The organism is Leptospira ognonensis, from assembly GCF_004770745.1.
In the GTDB taxonomy this organism is placed as follows: Bacteria; Spirochaetota; Leptospiria; order Leptospirales; family Leptospiraceae; genus Leptospira_A; species Leptospira_A ognonensis.
Genome location: NZ_RQGD01000002.1, coordinates 12,622 through 34,843 on the forward strand (window position 1 = coordinate 12,622; position 22,222 = coordinate 34,843).

Genomic DNA, 22,222 nt, shown 5'->3' on the forward strand with positions numbered 1-22,222 from the left:
TTTGAAAAAAAATGAAACCATTCTTTACCATACTTGCGTTTTTTTCCCTACTCAATCTTTACCACTGTGACCTCATTGGTAGTAAAATTGTCAAACTTCTGACTAAAAAGTTCGAAACAGAAGACAAGGTTTTTAAATCCAATCCTGTCTTCATTGGTTCTGACGAGAAAAGAGAAAAGATTCTGATTTCACTCAGCGAGGTAACAACTGCGAGTGAACCTACTGACATCCAATTCCCGCCCAATGAACCCCGGTTTATGTTCATTGCAGAAAAAAAAGGCGATCTCATCCTCTTTGACCGAAAGGACCAAAAGAAAAGAATCGTCATTTCCATTCCTGTAACTTCTGGCAGTGAACTCGGACTCTTAGGACTTGCCTTCCATCCAAATTATCCTACTGAACCTCTCGTATACTTGAATTATACAAATGAGGTGAATGGTAACGAGTCCTCGATCATTTCCGAATGGAAAGTGAGTTCGCCCTCCGACTTTGCAAATTTTAAAATAGGGAATGAGAGGATTCTGTTACAAGTAGGTCAGCCTTATCCAAATCATAACGCGGGCCAGTTGGCATTTGGAAAAGATAAAATGTTATACATAGGTTTCGGAGATGGCGGACTTCGAGGTGATCCCAAAAAAAACGGACAAAATAAGAAAACCATTCTGGGAAGTGTACTTCGCATTGATCCGAAGGCAGACGTAATAAATAACAAACCTTACACGATTCCTTCTGATAATCCGTTTATTAATGATTCGACTTACTTACCTGAAATGTTCGCAATTGGACTCAGAAACCCTTGGAGGTATTCCTTTGCTCCTGATGGTCGTTTGCTTATGGCTGATGTGGGACAAGATAAATATGAAGAAGTCGATATCATCGAGGCCGGAAAGAATTACGGATGGAACATCACAGAAGGCAATCATTGTTATGATGGAAAATGCGATCTTAGCTTATACGCACCACCGATATATGAATATGGTAGAGAAGAGGGGCAGTCGATCACCGGAGGTTATGTTTATCTGGGAAGCGAGATTCCTTCCTTAAAAAACAAATACGTGTTTGGTGACTTTATCTCCGGTCGGATATGGGCTTTTGACTTACCCAATGGATCAGAACAGGTGACTAACGTTTTTACTCTTGGGAAATGGAATGTTTTGATTTCTACATTTGGAAGAGATAGTCAAGGAGATGTATTCCTGGGTGATTACCAATCGGGAAAGATTTTTAAACTCATCACAAAGGCAAAATAATCTCCCATGGAAAAAACGCTTTTTCAGAGACTTCCTTTCTATCTCAAATTTCATTTGCTTTTGGCAGGGCTCGGAATGGTCGGGCTCTCGCTCTATCGCATGGTTTTTTATCTGATGTATTCCTATCGCATCCAAAGTGCGGATAGCTATACTATTTTTAAAGCCTTTCTGTATGGGCTTAGATTTGATTTTTCCGTTATTTGTATCTTTATTGGCGCGAGCCTACTTTATTCGAGCATACATTTTTTAAACATCAAAAAAAGCTTTAGATTTATATGGAGGGTAGTCCCCGTATTTCTGCTTGTCATTTTGATTCTGCTACTAGGAGCAGATTTAGTATATTATGAAAATGGTAATAAGCATTTGGGATATGAAGCCTTTGCTTATTTAGGTTTTGAAATGTTACCGCTCATCGGATCTGCTTTCTCCCAAAGCCCTTTTTTGTTTTTGGCTGCGGTATGTGCTATTTCTGTCTTAGTGTATGGAATCTACCGCATACAAATCAAATTCCCTTATGTGCATACGCCCTTTAACTATAAGATTGCAATCTTACAGTTTTTAATTCTTCTCACAATATTAGTTCTTGGGATACGAGGTGGCCTGCAGACGAGTCCTTTGAGGACCAGTGATGCCATCATTTCAGATGAAACCATCGTCAATGACCTTATTCTGAATCCAGGATTTACCGCAATTACTGATCTAAAAATGACAGAAGTAAACAAACGTCATTTTATGGAACTTGCAGACTCCACTCGGATCGTGCGAGAAGCCATCGCTTATCCTGGAGCTGAGTTTGTAAGTGAAACCTATCCAATCCTTCGTAAGACGACGGTAGTTTCCTCAAAACCATTACCAAATATTGTCATCATAGTCTTAGAAGGTTGGACGGGAAAGTTTATCGATCTCATTGGAAATCCCTACGTAAATAAAAAGGAAGTCACACCTTACTTCAATCAGTTGATACGTAAGGGTATTTTTTTCACCAATTTTTTTGCGAGTGGGGGAAGGACAACCAATGGGCTTATGGCTCTCATCGGTGGTATTCCTGATCGCCCAGGACTAACGGCCGTTCGTACGCCGCAGATCTTAAATCGATTCTCAGGATTAGGTACTGTTGCCAAGACGCAAGGCTATGAGACCTTATTCGTAACAGGGACCGATTTGAGCTTTAATAATAAGGGCAGTATCATGTTCCACTGGGGCTTTGATACATTGGTTGGAAAACTCCAATTGGAAAAAAATCCAGAATACAAAACCGGTCCTTGGAGTTTTTGGGATGAGGCCTCACTTGATGCCCTCCACGAAAGCCTTGCAAATAGGAAAAATACATCCCCTATGATGGCAGTCATTCACACTGGCACCACACATTATCCTTATGTTGTTCCAGATGAAAAATACAGGATCTTTGATAAATCAGTGGAAGATAGTGAATACCTAAATGTTCTTCACTATGCCGATCATGCAGTGCATGAATACTTAGAGAAGGCAAAAAAGGCACCTTACTTTAATGATACGATTTTTGTTTTTGTCTCTGACCATTCGCACCATCGATTTCTGAATTATTATGAAGACAGAAATGTACCATTACTTCTCTATGCTCCTGGAAAAATCAAACCAGAGATTAGAACGGATATTACTTCGCAGTTAGATGTGTTGCCAACGGTTCTCGGATTTATGGAGAGGGAAGTCTATTTTAGTGCTATGGGACGGGATCTCCGAAAACAAAAAGGAGACTCTGCGTATTTTGCCTATGGAAACATATTCGGTTGGATCCAGGGAGATATGTTGTACTTCCAATCCGTCGCAGGTGGGATCGGTGAAACAAAGACCATAAAAGCCCCGTTTGTTGATACTCATATTTGTAAAATAGATTACCCAAAATGCAAATCTCATAGTGATCACACAAAGGCATTCTTGAATTTAAGTCAGGATTTACTCAAAGCAAACAAGCTCTTCCCATCTGAGAAGGAGCTTGTTGATTTAATGAAAGTATCTAAGTAACCGTAATTCTAATCGTGATCGAGGCTGAGATCAAAAAAAGTCTTTCTTCTAAATACGATCCATAAGAGCGAAAGGATGGAAAGGAGGATCAAGGGGATTGTGAAATAGGAAATGAGCTGAACGTTGGAGTAGAGTAAAACTCCAACAAACATTCCTGATAGGAGCATGTTTCGAATCACTTCCGTTCTTCTAGACCATTTTTTCATTTCCATAATGCGATTGATCGAAACCAAACTAAAGATCAGAAAAAATCCAGAAATGATCAAGGGCCAACCTTCGGTCACGTCGAGTTTTGCTACTTTCCAAATGATCAGTCCCACGAATGCAAGAACGAGTGCTTGTAAACTTACATAAACCATGACACCGAAAGGTGTGTTCGGATTGTATTTTTCTGTATAAGCTGGTTCTTTTAAGACGTCATCAGGAGTTCTTAAATATTCTGGTTTCCAACCTGGTTCTTTATAGAGCATTCTCAGCGCGTCACCAATTGTTCTACATGCTTTCATGTTTTGGAAGATGTCTCTGTAGACATGGATGTTTGCTGTAATTGGATTGAAAGTGCGCACTGGTTTTGTAAGCCCGTACAAAGGTTCCTCTGTTTCCTCGGCAAAACTTCCGAACAGTTTGTCCCAAATGATAAAGATCCCTGCATGATTCTTATCTAAGTATTTGCTTTGAGTTCCATGATGCACCCTGTGGTTTGATGGAGTTACCATAAAAAGTTCCAAGAATCCTAATTTTCCGACAAATCGAGTATGAACCAGGAATTGATACACTTTGAGAATGCGATGGCAGAAAAAAAACATCGGCCAGGAAATACCGATCACTGCCAGAGGTAAGAAGTATAGGTATTCAAAAATTCGTTGGAAGGCATTCCCACGAAATGCGACAGAAAAATTCATCTCTTCGGCAGAGTGATGTGTCACGTGGCATGCCCAAAAGATTTGCATTGTGTGTGCATGTCTGTGAAACCAATAGTATATGAAATCAACTAATACAAGTGATACGGCCCATGCAATCGATGCATGCACATTGATTTGAAACGGTGAGAAAGTCAAAGGACTTTCTAAGGGAAACAGATTGATCCCGAGTCTCGTGATGGAGAAATGACGCTCCACAAGATCATACAGGTAAAGTGCGCCCACCAAGATTCCCACACCCGCAACGGCAAAAATGATGCCCGTGCTGACATCGGCGATGAGAGCATTTAGCCGGTAGTAGTGCTTGTTTTTGATATAAGAGAAAAATGCTTCGATGCCAATGAGCGCAATCATCGCCCCGAATGCATATTGCATAAACGTATCACCATTTTGCGTGAAAACATCTGTACCCATGTTGAAATTACCTCTCCGTTCCCGTTCTTTTTATTAAAAGAACAGTGTCCCGCTTGCTTCTCTAATAGTAGACGGTCCCAATTCCCATTTGCAAGGGGCTGGGCCTAGAGAAAAGGCAAAAATGTGAAACATTTTGAAAGATATTATGGTGTGCTGGCAATGCCTTTCCCATTTATGGTGGGAAAGTAAGGAATTTGGGACCATTTCGCCTTTCCGGAGTCGGAAATCCAATTTGCTCCAAAGCCATCTTTAGCGTATGAAAGAAGAACATCCCGTCCTAAAAGGCAAAACTCTATCCGAATTGCAGGCTCTTTGTACCTCCCTCGGGATCGAAGCGTACCGAGCCAAACAAATATATGCTGGCATCTATAAATCAAGATACACGTCCCTCGACCAATTCACAACACTCTCAAAAGAAATACGGGAACTCCTAAAAGAGAAAACTGTATTTCCTGAAATTAAACTTGGAAGAGAGCTTATCTCCAAAGATGGAACTCGGAAATTTACCTTTGATGTGGAACCAGGAAAGGAAATCGAGACCGTTTGGATCCCAAGTGCCGATGGGGAAAGAAAGACGATTTGTATTTCCTCGCAAGTTGGTTGCACTCTCAATTGTTCATTCTGCGCGACAGGTCTTCTTGAATACAAAGGAAACTTACAAACCTGGCAGATTGTCGACCAAGTCTTGCAGGTAGAAAAAATAGTGCAGGACCGGGCCACTAACATCGTTTTTATGGGTATGGGCGAGCCATTGCATAATTATTTTTCCGTCATGAAGGCGGCCCATATCTTTCACGATATGGATGGCATGGGTCTTGGTGCAAAGAGGATCACCATTTCGACAGCAGGCGTTGTCACAGGAATCAATCGGTTTATCGACAACAAAGAGCCATATAATTTCGCCATTTCTCTCAATCACCCCAACCCCAATGCGCGTTCCTCGGTAATGGATATCAACAAAAAACATCCGTTAGAGAAATTATTAGAATCTGCAAGAAGGTTCACCCAGGAATTAGATCGAATGATTACTTTTGAGTATGTAATGATACCAGATGTAAACATGGGAAAAGAGAATGCGGAAAGGCTAGTAAGAATTGCGAGATCCGTTAATAAATGCAAGATTAATGTCATTCCATTGAATACAGATTTTACGGGATGGCGTCGGCCGACAGAAGAGGAAGTAGGTGAATTTGTCTCTTATTTGAGAGCGAAGGCTGGAGTTCCGATTCTCAATAGACAGAGTCCAGGAAGAGATATCAATGGTGCATGTGGAATGTTAGCTTTAAAAGGTGTAAGAAATGAGGGAAGTAACAAGAATTAGTCTAATCTGTCTTCTGGCAGCTGTTTTTGCAAATTGCCAGGACATTGTAGAAAAAAAATGCAATCTCGCATGTGATCAATTTGTTTCCTGTACGGAAAAAACACTAAAATTGACTCTATCAAATGAAGCCAAGAGATCTGGTCACATTTCTTGTATGGATGGTTGCACCACACATAATAGTGACATTCTGAAATGTTTTGACGAGGAGCCAACATCCTGTTCAGGTTTTGGAAATTGCGTTTTACAAATTGGTACCCTCGAATGAAAACACTCGCCCCAACAGAAAAACTTTTTTTTCGATTATTACTACTGATATCTTCTCTGCATTTACTTTTCACTTTGCCTCTCGATGTTATCGACATAGACTCGGCGCAATACGCAGAAATCGCAAGGCAGATGGCAAATTCTGGAGATTTTTTTACTTTAATTGATAATGGGCGAAGGTATCTAGACAAACCAATTCTTACTTTCTGGACGATTGCTTCTTCCTTTCAATTATTTGGACTGACGAACATAGCTTTTCGTTTGCCAGCCTTACTTCTCAGTTTCCTTTCTGTTTATTCCATCTTTCGCATCACCATGTTAATATGGGAAAACGAACGCCAGGCTTATCTTGCAGCCATTGTTTATTTGATTACACCTGGTTTTTATGCAATGGTGGTTGATCCCAAAATAGACGTTTACTTAGTATCCTACCTTGTTTTTACCTATCACTTCTATTATCTCGGTCGTAAAAAAAATCCAAATTATTACTATTTAATGTATTTGATGATGTCACTCGGATTCATTACTAAGGGTCCAATCAGCGTCGTCATTCCTGCACTCTCGATTGGGGGTGATATTTTATTTAGAAGAGATTGGAAATTGCTTCTCTCGATGAAGTTGTTTCCCGGTCTTCTTGTTTTGGCCTCCCTTCCTGCATTTTGGTGCGCCTTACTTTACCGAGATTTTAATTCCTATGGACCGGCTTTCTTTATCTGGATTCAATCATTTGGCCGGTTTTATAAAGAAATGTACAACATCAAATTTGATCCGTTTTACTTTTATAAAAGTTTTACCTGGGCCTTCATGAGCGGTGTGATACCTATGATCCTATACATTGGTTTCAGAGTCGTTAGATACTATCGAAATGTTGGCTGGAAAGAGATCCTTAGGAAAATTAGAGTCAATGAATATTCTAACGTTGATTTTGTGGTTCCGTTTTGGGTTTTTCTTTTTCTATTTTTGATTTCTTTTTCCCGTTATCCGCTTCCGCAATATATCTATTGGATTTTGCCCGGTGCTGCCATTTACTTTGGTCGCATAGCAGAGGAAAGTCTCTTTTCATCGGTAACCAAAAGAATGCGACCTTCGTTTATGATTGCGGGTATCATCTATTTGGTTGGTTACTGCCTCCTGCCACTTTTTGTCTCAGAGGTAGGGATTTTGTATCCCGTCTTCTTTTTGATCGGTCTCGTCTTTATTTTTTTAATGGCCCAATTTATACCGATCGAGCTTCTCGTGACAGTAACTGGAGCAGCTTTGTTTTACAGTGCCATCAGTTTGGTTTATTATCCCCTGCTTACGACATACCAGCCTTCCAAGGAAATGGGTGCGAAAATCAAGGAGCTTGAGCCAAATGAGCCAGTATTGTATACGTTTCGGTTATCTAATTCAAAACGATCCTTTGCCTTCTATGCGAATCGCAACTTTAGAAATATCTATGATATGGAAACTTTAGAAGCTCTTTGGAAGGACCATCCAGAGAGGCTAGTGGTTGTCCCAACCGAGCACCTTGGCCTAATCCAAGAAGCAACAGGCAAGGCTTACAGTATCGAAGTGGTTATGGAGAGAGAATCCTATAAAGTTGCCACTCCGACAGTTGCTTTTCTAAAAAAAGAGACACGGCCTCTCGTAACGAAGAAAATTTCTTTGATTTGGCTCAAAAAACGATCAGGTAAAATCCCAAATCCTACGAAGTAATAACTAGGCTAATTGTGTAAGTCTGGTTTTTAGGGCCCTTGGATGTAACGTCGGGGCCGATTTTTTTAGGTAATCCATAAGATAAATCTAATATACTAATGTGATTTCTTTCTGGTTTTAGTTTTTTAATTGAGAATAAGACTCAATAAAGACGAAAACATGATTTCTATGATTTTATGTCACGTATCATGTTTTTTCCTGCCAAAAACTCTTACATACTTGCTTTTTTTGGTATTTTATCCTTTCTTGTCAGAAGACAGGATAAACGGGTTCAGGAATTCCAGGAATGAACATAAAAATACTCAAGATCTCTGTGCCTATCGTTGCTGTGGCAGCGCTAGCATATCTGATTTTTTCACCCAGCCGTTATGTGGGCTATTCACCAGATCAGCCCATCCCTTTTAACCATAAGATTCACGCAGGCGATAACAAGATAGATTGTAAGTATTGCCATACTGGTGTTGAGAATTCCGCACACGCGACAATTCCTCCTACCTCTACCTGTATGAATTGTCATAGTAAGGTGGCGAACGTAGCTGGCAACCAAGAGCATGTTAAATGGTTACAACAACAATTTGAAACCAACACCCCAGTCCCATGGGTAAGGATTCACGATCAGCCAGATTTTGTATACTTCAACCATTCGCGGCACGTACAGCGCGGCGTAGACTGTTCCACATGCCATGGCAATATGGCAGAGATGGTAAAAGTAAAACAATCCAAGTCGTTAAACATGGGTTTCTGTGTGGATTGCCACCGGGAAAACAACGCACCAAACGATTGTTCGACATGTCATAGGTAAATCGGGAGAATCTAAATTATATGATGAAAGACGACAACTTCCAAAAAGAAAAAAAGGCTCATTGGCAGTCTTACGAGTTGCGCGGAACTTCACGCGAAGAGCAACTCACGAAACAAGAATTTTATACTTCGCCGGATCCTTTGATTGCAAAAATCAAGAAGGGCGATTTTGACAGAAAATCCTTCTTAAAATTTATGGGTGCTTCGGCTGTTATGACGACCATTGGTTGCATTCCAAAGCCTGCTGAAAAAATCGTCCCCTATGTAAATTTAACTTTTAAAAATGAGAAAGATGAAGTTGAGCAATACGACTTTGTCAAACACGGACATTCGTATCACTATGCATCTGTATGCGGTGGTTGTTCTGTTGGTTGTGGGGTAGTTGTCAAGGCTCGTGATGGGAGGCCATTAAAACTTGAAGGAAATGAAAACCATCCTCTCTCGAAAGGTGCGCTTTGTGCATCAGGACAAGCTTCTATTTTTGATCTTTATGATTCAGACAGAGCGAAAGAACCACAGCAAATCATCGAAGGAAAGCCAAAGGCGAGTGACTGGTTCGTATTAGACAAAGATGTCAAAGAATCCCTGCAAGCAAACAAAGGCAAGACGGTCATTGTTACGAAACCGCTTACTTCTCCTTCTTCAAAAGAGTTAGTAAACGAATTTTTAAAGTCAGTTGGTGGAGGGCGTCACTTAGAAATTGCATTCGGAACTTCTGATGATGCGATCACGATTGCACAAGAGAAATCTTACGGAAAAGCTGTCCTACCAAATTATCATTTTGATAAGGCGAAGGTGATTCTTTCGATCGATAGTGATTTTTTAACAAATGTTAGTTTCCATGGTGATTTTTCCAAAAGAAGAAATCTTTCTGGAAAATCAGCAACTGTGAATACTTTCATCGCTGCAGAAACCCATCCATCCATGACAGGAACGAATGCTGACCAAAGAGTCCCGATTCGTCCTGGAGACCAAAGAAAATTTGCCCTCGTGATTGCGAGAGCGCTTTCTGATTTAGGTGTTGGTGGAGCGACGGGTGTGAGCGGTCTTGATCTTGACCGGTCGATCGCCGAACTTGGTATCTCTAAAGACGTAGTTTTACGTACAGCAAAAGCTCTAGCATCCGCTAAAGGTGAATCCTTGGTAATTTCTGGTGGCTCAAGTGCCGAGACAGAAGATGCGATCGACTTACAGATAGCAGTGAATATGCTTAATAGTATGCTCGGTAACGACGGTAAGACGATTGATGCCGGTAACTTTCGGAAAGAAGGGCGATCCGATTATGCATTGAACCTAGCAAATCTCTCGAAGTCTCTGAAAGAGAGATCCGTTGGCGTGCTTGTACTTTACGGCGTGAATCCAGTCTACGAAGCGCCAAACGGTAGTGAGTGGAAAAAACTCCTGCACGAGGCGGCTCGAGTGGTTTCCGTTTCTGACCGGGCGGATGAAACAGCCCTTGCTTCCAATTGGCTGGCACCTTCTTCCCATTTCCTTGAATCTTGGGGAGATTCCGAAGCCGTTGCAGGTATTGTCAGCATCCAACAGCCAACCATTCGTCCACTGTTTAGTTCACGTGCTTTTGAGGACAGTCTCATCTCTTGGGCTGGTGGAACATTAGCAGGTGCTAAATCGTATTACGATTATTTAAAAAGTAAATATTCCAAAAAGACAAATTGGGAAGACCTTCTCAGAACAGGAGTCCTTGTTTCGGGGAATTCGAAAGCAGACAAAGGTGCCCGAGGGTTCAAAGGTTCCATCGCGCCTCTTGCTCCGACTAAGTCTGGACTGTCTCTCTCGCTCTATACAAACGTCGGCGTTGCCAATGGGGAAAGAGCGAACAACTCCCAACTCCAAGAACTTCCAGATCCAGTTTCCAAAGTGACCTGGGACAATTATGTGGCCATCAGTCCACAATTCTCACGTTCGTCGGGCATCAAATTAAATGACGTTGTGACCGTAAAAGTCGGAAAAGAATCTTTTGATCTTCCCGCACTTGTCCAACCAGGTCTTCATGCAGAAGCCGTTGGCATTGCGTTAGGTTACGGAAGGACGGCCGTGGGTGGAGTAGGAAACAGTGTCGGCAAAAATGCAAACGTTCTAGCGGCAGTAGCCAACGGAAACATTGTTTATTCAGGCCTTCCGATCACGCTCACGCCAACAGGTAAAAAATACAAACTCGCGACAACCCAAGATCACCATATGATGACTCCAGGTGTGATGATGGGGAAAGAGTGGAAAGAAAGACCACTCATCATTTCAGCGAAACTGCAAGAGTTTGCCAAAAACCCAAGCGCCAATATCCCGGAACCCGAGATTCCAAAAATCTTAATCGATGGGAAACTAACACGTGCTCAAGGCGCGAATGCTCCTTCTGACCAGCCAGGAAGTCAATTTGCCTACCCAGGTTACAAATGGGGGATGGCAGTTGATCTAACACAATGTTCGGGTTGCGGAGCCTGTGTGGTCGCTTGTAATATTGAAAACAATGTTCCTATGGTAGGTCGTGACGAAGTTAGAATGGGTCGAGAGATGCATTGGCTGCGTATTGACAGATATTATATTGGTGATCCTGAAAAACCAGAATCACTTGAGATCGCTCACCAACCGCTTATGTGCCAGCATTGTGATAATGCTCCTTGTGAAACTGTTTGTCCGGTTGCTGCAACCATTCACAGCACGGAAGGAACCAATGATATGGTTTACAATCGTTGCGTGGGAACTCGGTATTGCTCGAACAACTGTCCGTACAAAGTAAGAAGGTTCAATTGGTTAGAGCATTGGAACGAGCACAATCTACTTGGCGAAAGCACTTACACATTTAAGGCGACACCTCCAAGAAACCTTGGACTGAACCCAGAAGTGACCGTTAGATCTAGAGGGGTTATGGAAAAATGTAACTTCTGTGCGTCTAGAGTGGCGGAAGCAAAAATCAACGCTAAAAATGAGGGTAGGACTTTGAAAGATGGAGAAGCAGTCTCTGCTTGCCAACAGACTTGTCCTTCAGGTGCGATTGTTTTTGGAAACGTAAATGATCCAGAATCGAAAGTAGCGAAACTTCTAAAAGATCCAAGATCCTACAAACTCTTGGAATACCTCAACATCGGACCTGCAGTTAGTTACTTAACTCGGGTTAGAAACAACGTTTAACTAGGGAGAAAGCTTATATGTCTTTAGCACAAGCAGTCCGTGATAAACTAGATATCCCCGACCTGGTAACAGGCGGGCGGAATCTAAAAGATATCACTGTAGATATCGCGAAACCAAATGAGGATTTTCCCACAAAACTTTGGTGGAATACGTTTTCCCTGGTTTTAACCATTACGCTCATTGACGTTTGCGTCATTGGGTATTTATTTTATGAAGGTCTTTATCTCCTCGGGATCAATAACCCGGTAGGATGGGGATTTTTCGTCGTAAACTTCGTCTTCTGGATTGGTATTGGTCACGCGGGAACTCTGATTTCTGCCGTCTTATTCCTGTTCCGCCAAGGCTGGAGAACCGGTATCAACCGTGCCGCTGAAGCCATGACCATCTTTGCCGTGCTAGTTGCTGCATCGAACCTTATCTTACACGTAGGTCGTCCTTGGCTTGGATTTTGGCTTTTCCCGTATCCAAACGAAAGGGGACCTCTTTGGGTGAATTTTCGTTCCCCACTCATTTGGGATACATTTGCGGTTTCGACTTACCTTTCCATATCCATGGTCTTCTGGTATTTGGGACTCATCCCTGACCTTGCCACACTGAGAGACAGAGCGACAGAAACATGGAGAAAAAATCTCTATAATGTTCTCTCCTTTGGTTGGGTTGGTTCTGCTAGATCTTGGTCTCATTTAGAGATTGTAGCCATGATCCTTGCGGCACTCTCAACTCCGCTCGTTCTTTCGGTGCACACGATCGTATCCTTTGACTTTGCTGTTTCCATCCTTCCTGGCTGGCACACAACGATTTTCCCTCCTTACTTCGTTGCGGGAGCGATTTTTTCGGGCTTTGCGATGGTGGTCACACTTATGGTGATTGCTCGGGAAGTCTTTAACCTCCAGAACTACATCACCATGAAACACTTGGACAACATGAACAAAATCATGATGACAACCGGTCTCATTGTGGGTCTTGCCTATGGAACTGAGTTTTTCATCGCTTGGTATTCTGGAAATGAATATGAAGGTTTTGCTTTCGTAAACCGTGCCTTCGGGCCTTACGGCTGGGCGTACTTCATCATGATTTCTTGTAACGTTTTAAGTCCCCAAGTATTTTGGTTCAGAAAATTACGTTACAATATTCCTGTGATGTTTGTCGCCTCCCTTGTTGTCAACGTGGGTATGTGGTTTGAGCGTTTTGTGATCATGATGACCCTCAACCGAGACTTTTTACCCTCTAGCTGGGCTATGTATACTCCTACGATGTTCGACTATGCTATGCTCATTGGAACGTTTGGAATTTTCTTCACCTTGTTTTTACTATGGGTCAGGATCATGCCTATGATTGCGATCGCTGAAGTGAAAACTGTAATGCCTGCGAAAGAAGGAGCACATCACTAATATGTATCTTCCTAAACTCGAACAATTTCATAAATACAAAGAAACAGACGAGGGCGTTTTTGGAGTGTTTGAAACTCCCGAAGCAATTCTCTCTGCTGCTGAAAAAACAAAACAAAAAGACTACGAAGGTTTTGATTGTTTGCTTCCATATCCTGTTCATGGGATTGACGAAGTGATGGGAACTCCTAGATCAGGACTCCCTTGGATCACGTTCTTCGCTGGCCTTTTTGGCTGTGTCATCGGAACATCTTTTCAATACCTAACACATGCTTATGACTGGCCTATGAACATCGCAGGAAAGTCTCTCAACGCTTGGTTTGCCTATGTGCCGATCATTTTTGAGATCACTGTGTTCTGTGCGGGAATTTATACAGTTGCAGCTCTTGCTTACCTTTGTGCCATTCCGAAAGCGAGTCGTAGAATCTTACATAAAGATTTTACTTCGCACAGGTTTGGACTCTGGATTCCGAAATCAGCAAAAGGTTATAATGAGTCAGAAGTGGTTTCGTTCATTAAGAGCCTCGGTGGCGCTGAAGTAACCGTTGTTAAACCGGAGAATAAATAATGAATCAACATTCTTTACGATTGTTACTCGCATTGCCATTCCTTTCTTTGGCAAATTGCGATTATAAAACTCCTGTTTGGGAATACTTTCCCAATATGTATGATTCTCCTGCTCGAGAGTCACAAGAAGCAGATTCTTTTGCGAGCAATGGATCCGCAAGTCGTATCCCTCCGAAAGGTTCCATTCCCGTGGGTTACTATCCGTATCCTTATACGAACATTTTGACTCAAGATGCACTGCCAGGTGCGGACAAAGGATTAAAAAATCCGATTGCGAAGGCGAGTCTAGGTGATTTGATGATTGGCGAAAAGCGTTACCAAACCTATTGTTCTCCCTGCCATGGTGTTCGTGGTGCGGGTAATGGAACAGTTGTCGGTCCTGCACCGCGTTTTGCACAAAGCCCTCCAGCCTTAGTTGGATCTCTCGTAAATAGCAAAACGTATACAGATGGTCAAATCTATCACATCATTACGATGGGGCGCGGTGGAATGGGAAGTTATGCTTACCAAATCGAACCCCAGGATCGCTGGCGAGTCATTGCATACATCAGAAAATTGCAAGAATTCGACGCGAAGAACCAAAAACTTAGCCAGGCTAACTAGGAAATACTATGAGCGCGACCAAAGCAGCAAAGTTAGATCTTAATCTTCTCCAATTTAAGCTACCAGCTAATCTGCGCAATGTTCTCATTGCCATGATCGGGGTTGGTATCGTAAGTATCCTTGTTTCCTTTTTAGGATTCGGGCATGAGACTTCCAGACATATGGATGCATCAGGGCATCAGCACCATACAAACTTAGGTTTTCACGTTCTTCTTGTGGCAACGTACTTTGTTTTGGGACTGGCGATTACTGGAATCTTTTTCACAGCCATTCAACACATCACGGGATCACAATGGTCTGTCACGGTAAGACGATTGTTTGAAACCTATGGTCTTTTTGCTCCGATCGCAGGATTACTTCTCATCGGAGTATTTTTCGGGATGCATGACCTCTATGAATGGGCAGATGCAACAGTAAGAGAAAATGACCATTTGATCCACCACAAAAGTGGTTATTTGAATCCTTCCTTTTTTGTAGGAAGGACCATTTTCTTTATCGCAGGTTGGTCTTTATTCGCTTACATCTTTCACTCCAAGTCCGTTTCTCAGGATAAAGACAAGGAAGTGATGACCACGAAAACTCTTGCGAAATTTGCCGGTGGGTTCATTTTGTTTTTTGCCTTATCTTGGAGTTTCTCCTCCTTTGATTTGCTCATGTCTCTATCCCCGCACTGGTTTTCGACTATGTTTGGAGTATATGCATTTGCAGGTGCCTTTCAAACAAGTCTTGCTTCGTATCTCCTCGTCATTTACCTTTTAAAGAAAAATGGTTATTACGGCGAGGCAGTGAATGACAACCACATCCATGACATTGGTAAATTTTTACTTGGGATCACCACGTTTTGGGCCTACGTAGGGTTTTCACAATTTATGCTGATCTGGTATGCTAACATTCCGGAAGAAACTTTCTTTTATGAGATGAGAATGACTGGTGGTTGGGGTTATACAACGCTTGCACTTCCTTTCATCAAATTTGTGATTCCGTTTTTATTATTACTCAATCGTCCGAACAAAAGAAATATTAATTTCCTTTGGAAGATGGCACTTTGGATTTTCTTTGTTCAGTTTTTCGAATTGTTCTGGTTAGTTTTTCCAGCGAGTTTCGAGAAAATATCTTTGGTCCATTTTGTCTTAGCTTTTGGAGGGACAGTGGGAACGATTGGTCTTTTTGGACTCTTTCTTTTCAAGAAATTGGAAAAACACAGCCTTGTTCCGGTAGGCGATCCAAGGTTAGACGAATGTCTACACCATCACCAATAGGTTAGGTTATACATGAAAAAATCAATAGCATTAATATTAATCGCTTCCTTCGGGATGATTGGCTGTTCCAAAAAAGCAGAAGTAACTTGGCATAAACTTTGCGATTCCAAGACCAATAAAGCTTCGACAGATTTTTATGTTCCTCTTTACGAAGCAGCAGATGCAAAATCACCAGTTGCTGAATTTGTTCCGGTAGGAACTGTCGTGATGGTATTCGAAAATAGAAACCACAACGTTTGGGCTCCAAGAGATTTCATTCGCGTGCAAACAGCCAAAAAAGAAGGATTTATGAGTCCAAAATGTTTGGTCGTGAATCAGAATCCAGAGATGAGCGTTTGGCGATACTCGAAAAATCTAGTGAAAGAATACGCGTATTTCTATAGCCCTGAGGATAAAGAGCACTATCCAAAAGGCTATGAATACAATAGCCTCAAAAGTTTACCGAAGGATAAAATTCCAATTGGTGAATTAACTAAGGGAATGGAAGAAGTTCCTTTCCTTCACAGCACGCCACTGAAACAAAACTAAACGCGAGTCGGTAGTAGGTTTTGTTTGGATCAGACCCGAGTGGAAGCGCTCGGGTTTTTTTTTTTTGTAAATACATTTTGACTTTTTTTGAAACCAAGGCTTAGTTCTAGTAAATGGGACAAAAACGAACGATCGCCACATCAGCATCTGAAGAAAGATTGGAAAAACTCCTCGAGGAAAGAATGGGAGGGATTGCCGATAAAGATATCATCGATAAACGAATTTGGGATTTGTTTGGAGAAACCTGGTGTGTCATGTTTACTGACCTTTCTGGTTTTTCTAGAGGAGTTGCAAAATTTGGAATCATCCATTTTTTGCAAACGATTTATGAATCTCAGCGCATTCTCATTCCTGTCGTCGATAAGCATGATGGCATCTTATTGAAAGATGAAGGCGATAGCTTTCTCGTTCTATTCCGAAATACAAACAAAGCCATTCACTGTGCGATCGAGATGCAAAAGACAGTGAATAAATACAATGCTGACAAGCCGGACGAGGAAGATGTTTTGCTTTGTGTGGGACTTGGTTATGGTAGGATTTTAAAAATAGGGGATACAGATGTTTATGGAGCCGAAGTAAACGCTGCATCAAAGTTAGGTGAAGACACTGCTAAGGCATGGGAAATACTTGTTACGCAGGCAGTGAAAGACAATGCCGAGGAAAACACGGATTTTGACTTTACGCCTATTGAGGACGTGCCACCTGGAAGTGATGCAGCCTATAAGCTGGTTTATTCCTTAGAAGATTCCAAGTGGGTGGTTTTATAATATAGAATTCAATTAGTAAAGAAATTCGAAAATAGATCTATATTCGCCGATTTCTTTTACGAGTGAGAGTAGTCGATGGTATCGTTTATCTTCTGACAGTGTCACGGAGTTACCGACTAATATTAGGTTTTCTTTTGCTCGCGTGAGTCCAACATTGAGTCGACGGTAGTCTTTCAAAAAACCAATTTCTCCAGTATCATTGGTCCTAACAAAGGAAAGGATGATTGTCTCCGCCTCTCTTCCTTGGAAGGAGTCTATCGTTTGGATGATCGGGGGAATGACTTTAGGAAATTTATCTCTGAAGGATGAAGTCAGTAGTTGAATCTGTTTTCGATAAGGAGAGAGGATGGCTAGATTCGCAAACGAACTTTCCTCGTTAAACAGGCTCAGGATCAAGTCGATTTCCATTTGGTTGAAGCAGGAAAGATCATCGTTTTCGTAATTTTCTTCTGCGTCTGAACCGGCAGTATCAATCCAAACCAAATTTTTTTCGAAAGGAGGGAGTAAGGTAGGATGTCCTGCTATTTTCTTTTCCGTTTTAATCCTATTTTCATAAAATTCGATATTTGAAAATTTGAGGATTTCTTCAGGCATTCGATACTGTTTATCAAGATAAAGAGTTCGATTGCCATCATCGCGAGATATGCCCTTTTCTAAAAAAGTTTCGCTCAAGATAGAATCGCTGGCATTTAGAGTCGGTGGAAGTTGTTTGGGATCTCCCACGCAGATCACTTTATCGGCAAGGAGAAGGCTCAAATAAAATGCAGGCTCGATACCTTGTGTTGCCTCATCTATGATCACATAATCGAACCGTTTGCCTTCCTTATGGAAATTCCAAGCAGGTACAAAGGTTGAGATGATGACATCTGCTTTCTCTAAAATTTGCATTCGAGCTGTTTTGGACAGGGTGTCTATGGATTTTTGTAATGCTTTCGCTTCTACATACAATTGTTTCCTTTCGTCTCGATCCTCTCTATCAAAGTTTCGTTTCCAAGACTTTGCTTTTTTGATCAGCTGCTTGTAATCCTTTCGCCACTCCAATACCTGTTTTTGTTCCTCAGAGTTTTCTATCAAACTCTCTAGCATATACTCTTGGATTTCCGGTCCTATTTTAGCGGATACTCCAAGGCGAACAGGTGTAATTTGTGATTTTACACAAGATTCGACGAGATAATCACAAGCAAAATTTGTAGGAGTGAGAGCTAGAATGGTTTTTCCTGCCTTACGTAACTCAGCTATCGCATTTACAAGTAAGGTGGTTTTACCTGTACCAGGCGGGCCAAAGATAAAAAGATAGTCTTGCGTGTTCAGAATCCTGTCTAATTGACTTAGATCTACTGAGGATTTGGGAACACTCGGTTTTTCATTCGCATGGTAACCTAGTATCCAGGCCAATAGATTTCGAGCCCGTTTTTCTTCCTTTAAGGATATTTTCTCAATGGCATCGAAGTAAATAGTGTAGGTAGATTCGGAGAACCAGGGTGATACTTGAAATGTATCGTTATCTGGTATCTCTATTTCACCTTTATATTGCAAAATGATTGTCTTGTCAGTTGATCTAAAGACCTGACAAACTAAGCTGAATTCACCTGACTCTAGTAATACGGGTGATCCATTTTTGATAAAAGAACAACCAGAGAGTGGGTTGTGGGAAGTAAAGTGAATTCTCCAAATTTCTCCTGTTATGTAAACTTCTTCTTCGAGTTGTAATCCTCGGATCCGTTCTTTCTCATTTCGCTTGGAGTTTTGGTAGTATTCTCTTTCAAGTAATCTTTCCGTTTCAAGGGCAGATGTGACTGCTGCTATTTCTTCATCGAGCCTTTCAAATGGAATTTTCATTCGTCTTCCCATTCAATGTTTTCTAAGGTTGTGAAAAAACCATTTCGGAGAAGTGGAGCAAAATCGATCATTTCATGACCTTTTAGTTGGAGAGAATCTTCATAGGAATAGGCTTGAATCAAATGTTGGCTCGCTTCCTCTATAAAACCGAGTCGGCACTTTGCGCGCGAGAGAATAATTAGGATCTCAGGAGAAACATCACCTTGGTAAATGATAAATGACTCAATTGCCTTGAGGGCATTTTCGGGATCGTCTAACTCTAAATAACATTGTGAAAGCATATCGAAATGAAAAAATTCATTTTCGGAGCTTAGGCTTCGCGATTTTTTGAAACAGGCGAGAGCAGAATTATAATCGTTTCTGTAAAAAAATAGAGAACCCAGTTCCGACCAAATATCACTGATTCTAATCCCTTTACCTTTTGTGAGAGACTCACGCGACAGTGCTTCTTTTAAAGTCTCGATAGATTCTTCGGATCGATCCATACTCTTAAGAAGTGATGCTAAGATTAAATAAAACTCGAGATAATTTGGAAATAATTGAATTCCTTTTTTTAACTGAATGCGTGCACTTTTAAATTTTTTAAGTTTTATAAGGTATTTAGAATAGAGAGTTATGCTTAGCGGGTGCTCGGAGTATTTTTCCAGAAGCTCTTGGAATTGTGATTCTGTTTCTCTGGGATTTCCGACTGAGTGTTGGCACCATGCCATTTTGGATTTGATTTTAATCCTAGAAGGGATGTCTGCGGTGTATCGTTCTGATTCTGAATATAGATTGAAAGCCCTCGTAAATTCTTTTTTTTCCTCAAAACTTTTGGCCTTTCGAATGTTTTGGAAAAAAAGGTTCATTTTTCTTTAAAATTCCTAAAGGAAATATGGTGCCGACCGATGAGTAGAATAGGGATTAAAGAATCCAAAAGGAGAGTCAATATGGTCACAATCGGTTCGAGCCTCCCTGCGATCGTAAATTTACCTAAAGAAATCTTCCAAGCAAATAACGAACTGAGTGAAAAGCTCATGAAAATTGCTGTGGAAGACAAGGTTGGGCAACCAGCCACTCAGAAACGTTTGCTAGACGTTTACTGTTAAAAGTTTTATTTTCTAGTGTCTGAATTGAATAGCGGACGTTTTCGTTCGTTAAAACCTTGGATGGCATTTCGGAAATCGCGGGAGTCGAGCATTCCCGCATTCCACACCGCAACATAATTGAGAGAATCCTCTAAGGATTTTCCAACACCAAAGTTTAAAACTTGTTTTACACCTCGAATCACGATCGTAGGATTTTCTGCAATTTCATGCGCAACCTTCAATCCTTCTTCCAGTAGCTCGGTATCCGTTTTTAAAACTTTGGTTACAAGTCCCATTCGAAGAGCTTCCTTCGCATCAATGTCTTTACCAGTTAATGCAAGCTCACGGGTATTTCCTTGCCCGATGATGGCGGGGAGTCTCTGTAAGGAACCCATATCTGCCACGATACCTACCTTTGCCTCTCTAAGCGAAAAACTTGCATCTTCGGATGCATACCGAATATCGCATGCGGAGATTAAGTCGAGTCCACCACCGATACAATGTTTTTGGATGAGAGCAATGGATGGTTTTTTTGAATCATAGACTGCGTTGATCCCTTTTTGCATGAGAAGCACAAGTTCGTATAACTTTTCTCTTCCATCAGCTAACTCACCCTGTACGATATGTTTGAATTCGCTAAAAAAATTGTCTAGATCAAGCCCAGTGGAAAAGGATTTCCCACGAGCCGCGATGACAAAGGCATGGATCGACGGGTCGGAATTGATTTCCTCAATCACAAACGGAAGATCTCTCCAAAAACTCCAGTCCATGGCATTTCTTTTTTCAGGCCGATTTAAGTAAATGATAGCAACGTTTTTTTGAATTTCGATTTCAAAGAATGGATAAGCGTTCATGTTGTTTTTGCCTCTTTCTCCCAGAGTCTGCCTTTAATAAAAAAATATGCCCCAGCAAGGATCAGAGCAATGGAGATATACTGTGATTGGGAAAATCCATGCCAATAATAGCCCGTAAGGAAGGTTGGATTTCCACTGGCATCTGGAATGTTCACAAGCTGCGGGGGTGTTGTGAATGGAATCACTGCTTTATTGACACGCAAGAATTCAATGAGAAGTCTCGCAAGACCATGAATCATAAAAAATTGTGCGGCAAGACTCCATTTCTTAAAATTTTGGAATCTGGCGTAGTATTGGAAATAGAAAAAATAGCCAAAAGCCATGATTGATTCCATGACAGGTGTATTCCAAACGGGAACTCCTGAGGGATGAGCACCATGAAAATTAAACACAAAGAATGGGATTTGAGCATCCGTTGCAAAACCATAACAACCATCACCACTGACAAAACATCCTAATCTTCCGATCGCATAACCGATGCTCATAGATGGAGCGATCGCATCGATGTAACTTCCCGTATCTAATTTGAAATATTTAAAATAGAGTGTAATGAATAAAAGTCCAAAAAGAAGACCTCCAAAGAAAACAAGACCTCCGCCACTGAAGAGAGAAGACCAAAGTCCAGGATGACCAGGAAAGCCGTCGAAGTGGGTGAGAGGGTAAGTAAATTTACCGTCATATCCTGGAACATCAATAAAGATCTGATCCCAAATTTCAAAAATAAAAAAGATCTTAGCACCGATCAAAGTCCCGAGAATCCCGAGAAAGATCAGCCAATCTGAGTGGGCTGGCTCGAGTTTTCTTCGGGTCAGTTCGCGAGGAAGAAGGTAGGAGCCTACAAGAAATGCAAGCATCATGAGAAGACTAAAAGTTGAAAGTCCTTCCCATCCGAATGGGTTAGGTATTGGAATCCGATCTAGCATACGAATAGGCTAAAAGGGGCTTAGTCTTGTGGAAAGGAGAATTTCATGGAGAAAACTTAGATAAATTGCTTGACAATTGAGGGCTAGATAGTTTAATATTAAATCATCTTAAATTAAAGGATTTTATATGTTAGAAACACTCTTATCCACAACAGACAGCCTCGTGCCGCTCATTCTGAGGCTGACACTCGGTATTGTGATTTTTCCTCATGGAGCTCAGAAACTTTTGGGTTGGTTCGGAGGTTACGGTTTTAAAGGCACCTATGGTTATTTTACAACACAAGCCGGGCTGCCTGGAGTGATTGCATTTCTTGTGATCATTGGTGAATCCTTCGGGTCGGTCGCTCTGATCCTCGGACTCTTAACAAAATTTACCGCTGTATCCATTGGCATTATTATGTTAGGTGCTGCCTTGCTTGTACACAAGCCGAATGGTTTTTTCCTTAATTGGTTTGGAGCTCAAAAAGGCGAGGGAATGGAATTTCACATTCTTGCGATCGGTCTTGCGATTGCTTTGACAATTTCTGGTGGTGGAGCATATTCTGTTGACTCCTTTCTTCTGACTCTATTGAAGTAATCTAATCTACGTTAATGGTTGGACCGAAGCTATC

Annotated in this window: 20 protein-coding genes; 15 read left to right on the forward strand and 5 right to left on the reverse strand. The window is 41.4% G+C overall.

The window, feature by feature from the left end:
* Positions 1 to 11: 11 nt before the first annotated feature.
* Both EHQ58_RS00200 and EHQ58_RS00205 read left to right on the forward strand, forming a co-directional pair.
* Positions 12 to 1,250, forward strand: coding sequence for a PQQ-dependent sugar dehydrogenase (locus tag EHQ58_RS00200; protein ID WP_135621324.1), 1,239 nt, complete (start codon positions 12 to 14; stop codon positions 1,248 to 1,250).
* Between the two features lie 6 nt (positions 1,251 to 1,256).
* Entirely contained in the window at positions 1,257 to 3,251 is a 1,995-nt protein-coding gene (locus EHQ58_RS00205) for an LTA synthase family protein (RefSeq protein WP_135621325.1), read from the forward strand.
* Positions 3,252 to 3,259: 8 nt separating this feature from the next.
* Here EHQ58_RS00205 and EHQ58_RS00210 read toward each other — a convergent pair whose 3' ends face one another.
* On the reverse strand, positions 3,260 to 4,585 hold the full coding sequence (locus tag EHQ58_RS00210) for a sterol desaturase family protein (RefSeq protein WP_135621326.1): 1,326 nt from the start codon (positions 4,583 to 4,585) through the stop codon (positions 3,260 to 3,262).
* A 256-nt stretch (positions 4,586 to 4,841) separates the two neighbouring features.
* Here EHQ58_RS00210 and rlmN point away from each other — a divergent pair, with 256 nt between their 5' ends.
* The 11 genes from rlmN (at position 4,842) to EHQ58_RS00265 (ending at position 16,928) form a co-directional block, all read left to right on the forward strand.
* Positions 4,842 to 5,906: a dual-specificity RNA methyltransferase RlmN gene (gene rlmN, locus EHQ58_RS00215; RefSeq protein WP_135621327.1), complete on the forward strand. Its 1,065-nt coding sequence runs from the start codon at positions 4,842 to 4,844 to the stop codon at positions 5,904 to 5,906.
* The gene (locus tag EHQ58_RS00220; protein ID WP_135621328.1) at positions 5,884 to 6,171 is read left to right on the forward strand and encodes a Cys-rich protein; all 288 of its coding nucleotides are present in this window, start codon (positions 5,884 to 5,886) and stop codon (positions 6,169 to 6,171) included. Before rlmN ends, EHQ58_RS00220 begins: the two co-directional genes overlap by 23 nt.
* A complete protein-coding gene (locus tag EHQ58_RS00225) occupies positions 6,168 to 7,868 on the forward strand; it encodes a glycosyltransferase family 39 protein (RefSeq protein WP_135621329.1) in 1,701 nt (566 codons plus the stop codon). Before EHQ58_RS00220 ends, EHQ58_RS00225 begins: the two co-directional genes overlap by 4 nt.
* 286 nt (positions 7,869 to 8,154) lie before the next feature.
* The gene (locus EHQ58_RS00230; RefSeq protein WP_135621330.1) at positions 8,155 to 8,670 is read left to right on the forward strand and encodes a cytochrome c3 family protein; all 516 of its coding nucleotides are present in this window, start codon (positions 8,155 to 8,157) and stop codon (positions 8,668 to 8,670) included.
* 23 nt (positions 8,671 to 8,693) lie between these two features.
* A complete protein-coding gene (locus EHQ58_RS00235; RefSeq protein WP_210412763.1) occupies positions 8,694 to 11,816 on the forward strand; it encodes a Fe-S-cluster-containing hydrogenase in 3,123 nt (1,040 codons plus the stop codon).
* Positions 11,817 to 11,833: 17 nt separating this feature from the next.
* Positions 11,834 to 13,207 carry an NrfD/PsrC family molybdoenzyme membrane anchor subunit gene (gene nrfD / locus EHQ58_RS00240; RefSeq protein ID WP_135621332.1) on the forward strand — a complete coding sequence of 458 codons (1,374 nt, stop codon included), beginning with the start codon at positions 11,834 to 11,836 and terminating at the stop codon, positions 13,205 to 13,207.
* 1 nt (position 13,208) lies between these two features.
* Positions 13,209 to 13,772 (forward strand): DUF3341 domain-containing protein, encoded by a 564-nt coding sequence (locus tag EHQ58_RS00245; RefSeq protein WP_135621333.1) that lies wholly within the window; start codon positions 13,209 to 13,211, stop codon positions 13,770 to 13,772.
* A complete protein-coding gene (locus EHQ58_RS00250; protein ID WP_135621334.1) occupies positions 13,772 to 14,374 on the forward strand; it encodes a c-type cytochrome in 603 nt (200 codons plus the stop codon). The genes EHQ58_RS00245 and EHQ58_RS00250 overlap by 1 nt, the downstream gene beginning before the upstream one ends.
* A gap of 8 nt (positions 14,375 to 14,382) precedes the next feature.
* A complete protein-coding gene (locus tag EHQ58_RS00255) occupies positions 14,383 to 15,633 on the forward strand; it encodes a hypothetical protein (RefSeq protein ID WP_135621335.1) in 1,251 nt (416 codons plus the stop codon).
* 12 nt (positions 15,634 to 15,645) lie between these two features.
* Positions 15,646 to 16,161 (forward strand): Lsa16 family lipoprotein adhesin, encoded by a 516-nt coding sequence (locus EHQ58_RS00260; protein ID WP_135621336.1) that lies wholly within the window; start codon positions 15,646 to 15,648, stop codon positions 16,159 to 16,161.
* A 113-nt stretch (positions 16,162 to 16,274) separates the two neighbouring features.
* On the forward strand, positions 16,275 to 16,928 hold the full coding sequence (locus tag EHQ58_RS00265; protein WP_135621337.1) for an adenylate/guanylate cyclase domain-containing protein: 654 nt from the start codon (positions 16,275 to 16,277) through the stop codon (positions 16,926 to 16,928).
* A 12-nt stretch (positions 16,929 to 16,940) separates the two neighbouring features.
* Here the strand turns inward: EHQ58_RS00265 and EHQ58_RS00270 are convergent, their stop codons facing one another.
* Positions 16,941 to 18,767: an AAA domain-containing protein gene (locus EHQ58_RS00270; protein WP_167883489.1), complete on the reverse strand. Its 1,827-nt coding sequence runs from the start codon at positions 18,765 to 18,767 to the stop codon at positions 16,941 to 16,943.
* Complete coding sequence (locus EHQ58_RS00275; RefSeq protein WP_135621339.1) at positions 18,764 to 19,615, reverse strand: tetratricopeptide repeat protein; 852 nt, start codon at positions 19,613 to 19,615, stop codon at positions 18,764 to 18,766. The genes EHQ58_RS00270 and EHQ58_RS00275 overlap by 4 nt, the downstream gene beginning before the upstream one ends.
* Before the next feature lie 81 nt (positions 19,616 to 19,696).
* Between EHQ58_RS00275 and EHQ58_RS18670 the strand changes: the two genes are divergently transcribed.
* The gene (locus EHQ58_RS18670) at positions 19,697 to 19,855 is read left to right on the forward strand and encodes a hypothetical protein (RefSeq protein ID WP_167883490.1); all 159 of its coding nucleotides are present in this window, start codon (positions 19,697 to 19,699) and stop codon (positions 19,853 to 19,855) included.
* A 5-nt stretch (positions 19,856 to 19,860) separates the two neighbouring features.
* On the opposite strand, the gene EHQ58_RS00280 is transcribed toward EHQ58_RS18670, so the two are convergent.
* Both EHQ58_RS00280 and EHQ58_RS00285 read right to left on the reverse strand, forming a co-directional pair.
* Complete coding sequence (locus tag EHQ58_RS00280) at positions 19,861 to 20,688, reverse strand: crotonase/enoyl-CoA hydratase family protein (protein ID WP_135621340.1); 828 nt, start codon at positions 20,686 to 20,688, stop codon at positions 19,861 to 19,863.
* On the reverse strand, positions 20,685 to 21,611 hold the full coding sequence (locus EHQ58_RS00285) for a prolipoprotein diacylglyceryl transferase (RefSeq protein ID WP_135621341.1): 927 nt from the start codon (positions 21,609 to 21,611) through the stop codon (positions 20,685 to 20,687). Before EHQ58_RS00285 ends, EHQ58_RS00280 begins: the two co-directional genes overlap by 4 nt.
* 127 nt (positions 21,612 to 21,738) lie before the next feature.
* Here EHQ58_RS00285 and EHQ58_RS00290 point away from each other — a divergent pair, with 127 nt between their 5' ends.
* Positions 21,739 to 22,188 carry a DoxX family protein gene (locus EHQ58_RS00290; RefSeq protein WP_135621342.1) on the forward strand — a complete coding sequence of 150 codons (450 nt, stop codon included), beginning with the start codon at positions 21,739 to 21,741 and terminating at the stop codon, positions 22,186 to 22,188.
* Positions 22,189 to 22,222 lie beyond the last annotated feature (34 nt).

What these genes read in the sequence shown, in the direction of transcription:
- EHQ58_RS18670 (WP_167883490.1), top strand. Translation starts at nt 19,697, where the DNA reads ATGGTCACAATCGGTTCGAGCCTCCCTGCGATCGTAAATTTACCTAAA.
- EHQ58_RS00210 (WP_135621326.1), bottom strand. Translation starts at nt 4,585, where the DNA reads ATGGGTACAGATGTTTTCACGCAAAATGGTGATACGTTTATGCAATAT.
- EHQ58_RS00265 (WP_135621337.1), top strand. Translation starts at nt 16,275, where the DNA reads ATGGGACAAAAACGAACGATCGCCACATCAGCATCTGAAGAAAGATTG.
- EHQ58_RS00200 (WP_135621324.1), top strand. Translation starts at nt 12, where the DNA reads ATGAAACCATTCTTTACCATACTTGCGTTTTTTTCCCTACTCAATCTT.
- EHQ58_RS00225 (WP_135621329.1), top strand. Translation starts at nt 6,168, where the DNA reads ATGAAAACACTCGCCCCAACAGAAAAACTTTTTTTTCGATTATTACTA.
- EHQ58_RS00280 (WP_135621340.1), bottom strand. Translation starts at nt 20,688, where the DNA reads ATGAACGCTTATCCATTCTTTGAAATCGAAATTCAAAAAAACGTTGCT.
- EHQ58_RS00230 (WP_135621330.1), top strand. Translation starts at nt 8,155, where the DNA reads ATGAACATAAAAATACTCAAGATCTCTGTGCCTATCGTTGCTGTGGCA.
- EHQ58_RS00270 (WP_167883489.1), bottom strand. Translation starts at nt 18,767, where the DNA reads ATGAAAATTCCATTTGAAAGGCTCGATGAAGAAATAGCAGCAGTCACA.
- EHQ58_RS00205 (WP_135621325.1), top strand. Translation starts at nt 1,257, where the DNA reads ATGGAAAAAACGCTTTTTCAGAGACTTCCTTTCTATCTCAAATTTCAT.
- EHQ58_RS00220 (WP_135621328.1), top strand. Translation starts at nt 5,884, where the DNA reads ATGAGGGAAGTAACAAGAATTAGTCTAATCTGTCTTCTGGCAGCTGTT.
- nrfD (WP_135621332.1), top strand. Translation starts at nt 11,834, where the DNA reads ATGTCTTTAGCACAAGCAGTCCGTGATAAACTAGATATCCCCGACCTG.
- EHQ58_RS00285 (WP_135621341.1), bottom strand. Translation starts at nt 21,611, where the DNA reads ATGCTAGATCGGATTCCAATACCTAACCCATTCGGATGGGAAGGACTT.
- EHQ58_RS00250 (WP_135621334.1), top strand. Translation starts at nt 13,772, where the DNA reads ATGAATCAACATTCTTTACGATTGTTACTCGCATTGCCATTCCTTTCT.
- EHQ58_RS00275 (WP_135621339.1), bottom strand. Translation starts at nt 19,615, where the DNA reads ATGAACCTTTTTTTCCAAAACATTCGAAAGGCCAAAAGTTTTGAGGAA.
- EHQ58_RS00255 (WP_135621335.1), top strand. Translation starts at nt 14,383, where the DNA reads ATGAGCGCGACCAAAGCAGCAAAGTTAGATCTTAATCTTCTCCAATTT.
- EHQ58_RS00260 (WP_135621336.1), top strand. Translation starts at nt 15,646, where the DNA reads ATGAAAAAATCAATAGCATTAATATTAATCGCTTCCTTCGGGATGATT.
- EHQ58_RS00245 (WP_135621333.1), top strand. Translation starts at nt 13,209, where the DNA reads ATGTATCTTCCTAAACTCGAACAATTTCATAAATACAAAGAAACAGAC.
- EHQ58_RS00290 (WP_135621342.1), top strand. Translation starts at nt 21,739, where the DNA reads ATGTTAGAAACACTCTTATCCACAACAGACAGCCTCGTGCCGCTCATT.
- EHQ58_RS00235 (WP_210412763.1), top strand. Translation starts at nt 8,694, where the DNA reads ATGAAAGACGACAACTTCCAAAAAGAAAAAAAGGCTCATTGGCAGTCT.
- rlmN (WP_135621327.1), top strand. Translation starts at nt 4,842, where the DNA reads ATGAAAGAAGAACATCCCGTCCTAAAAGGCAAAACTCTATCCGAATTG.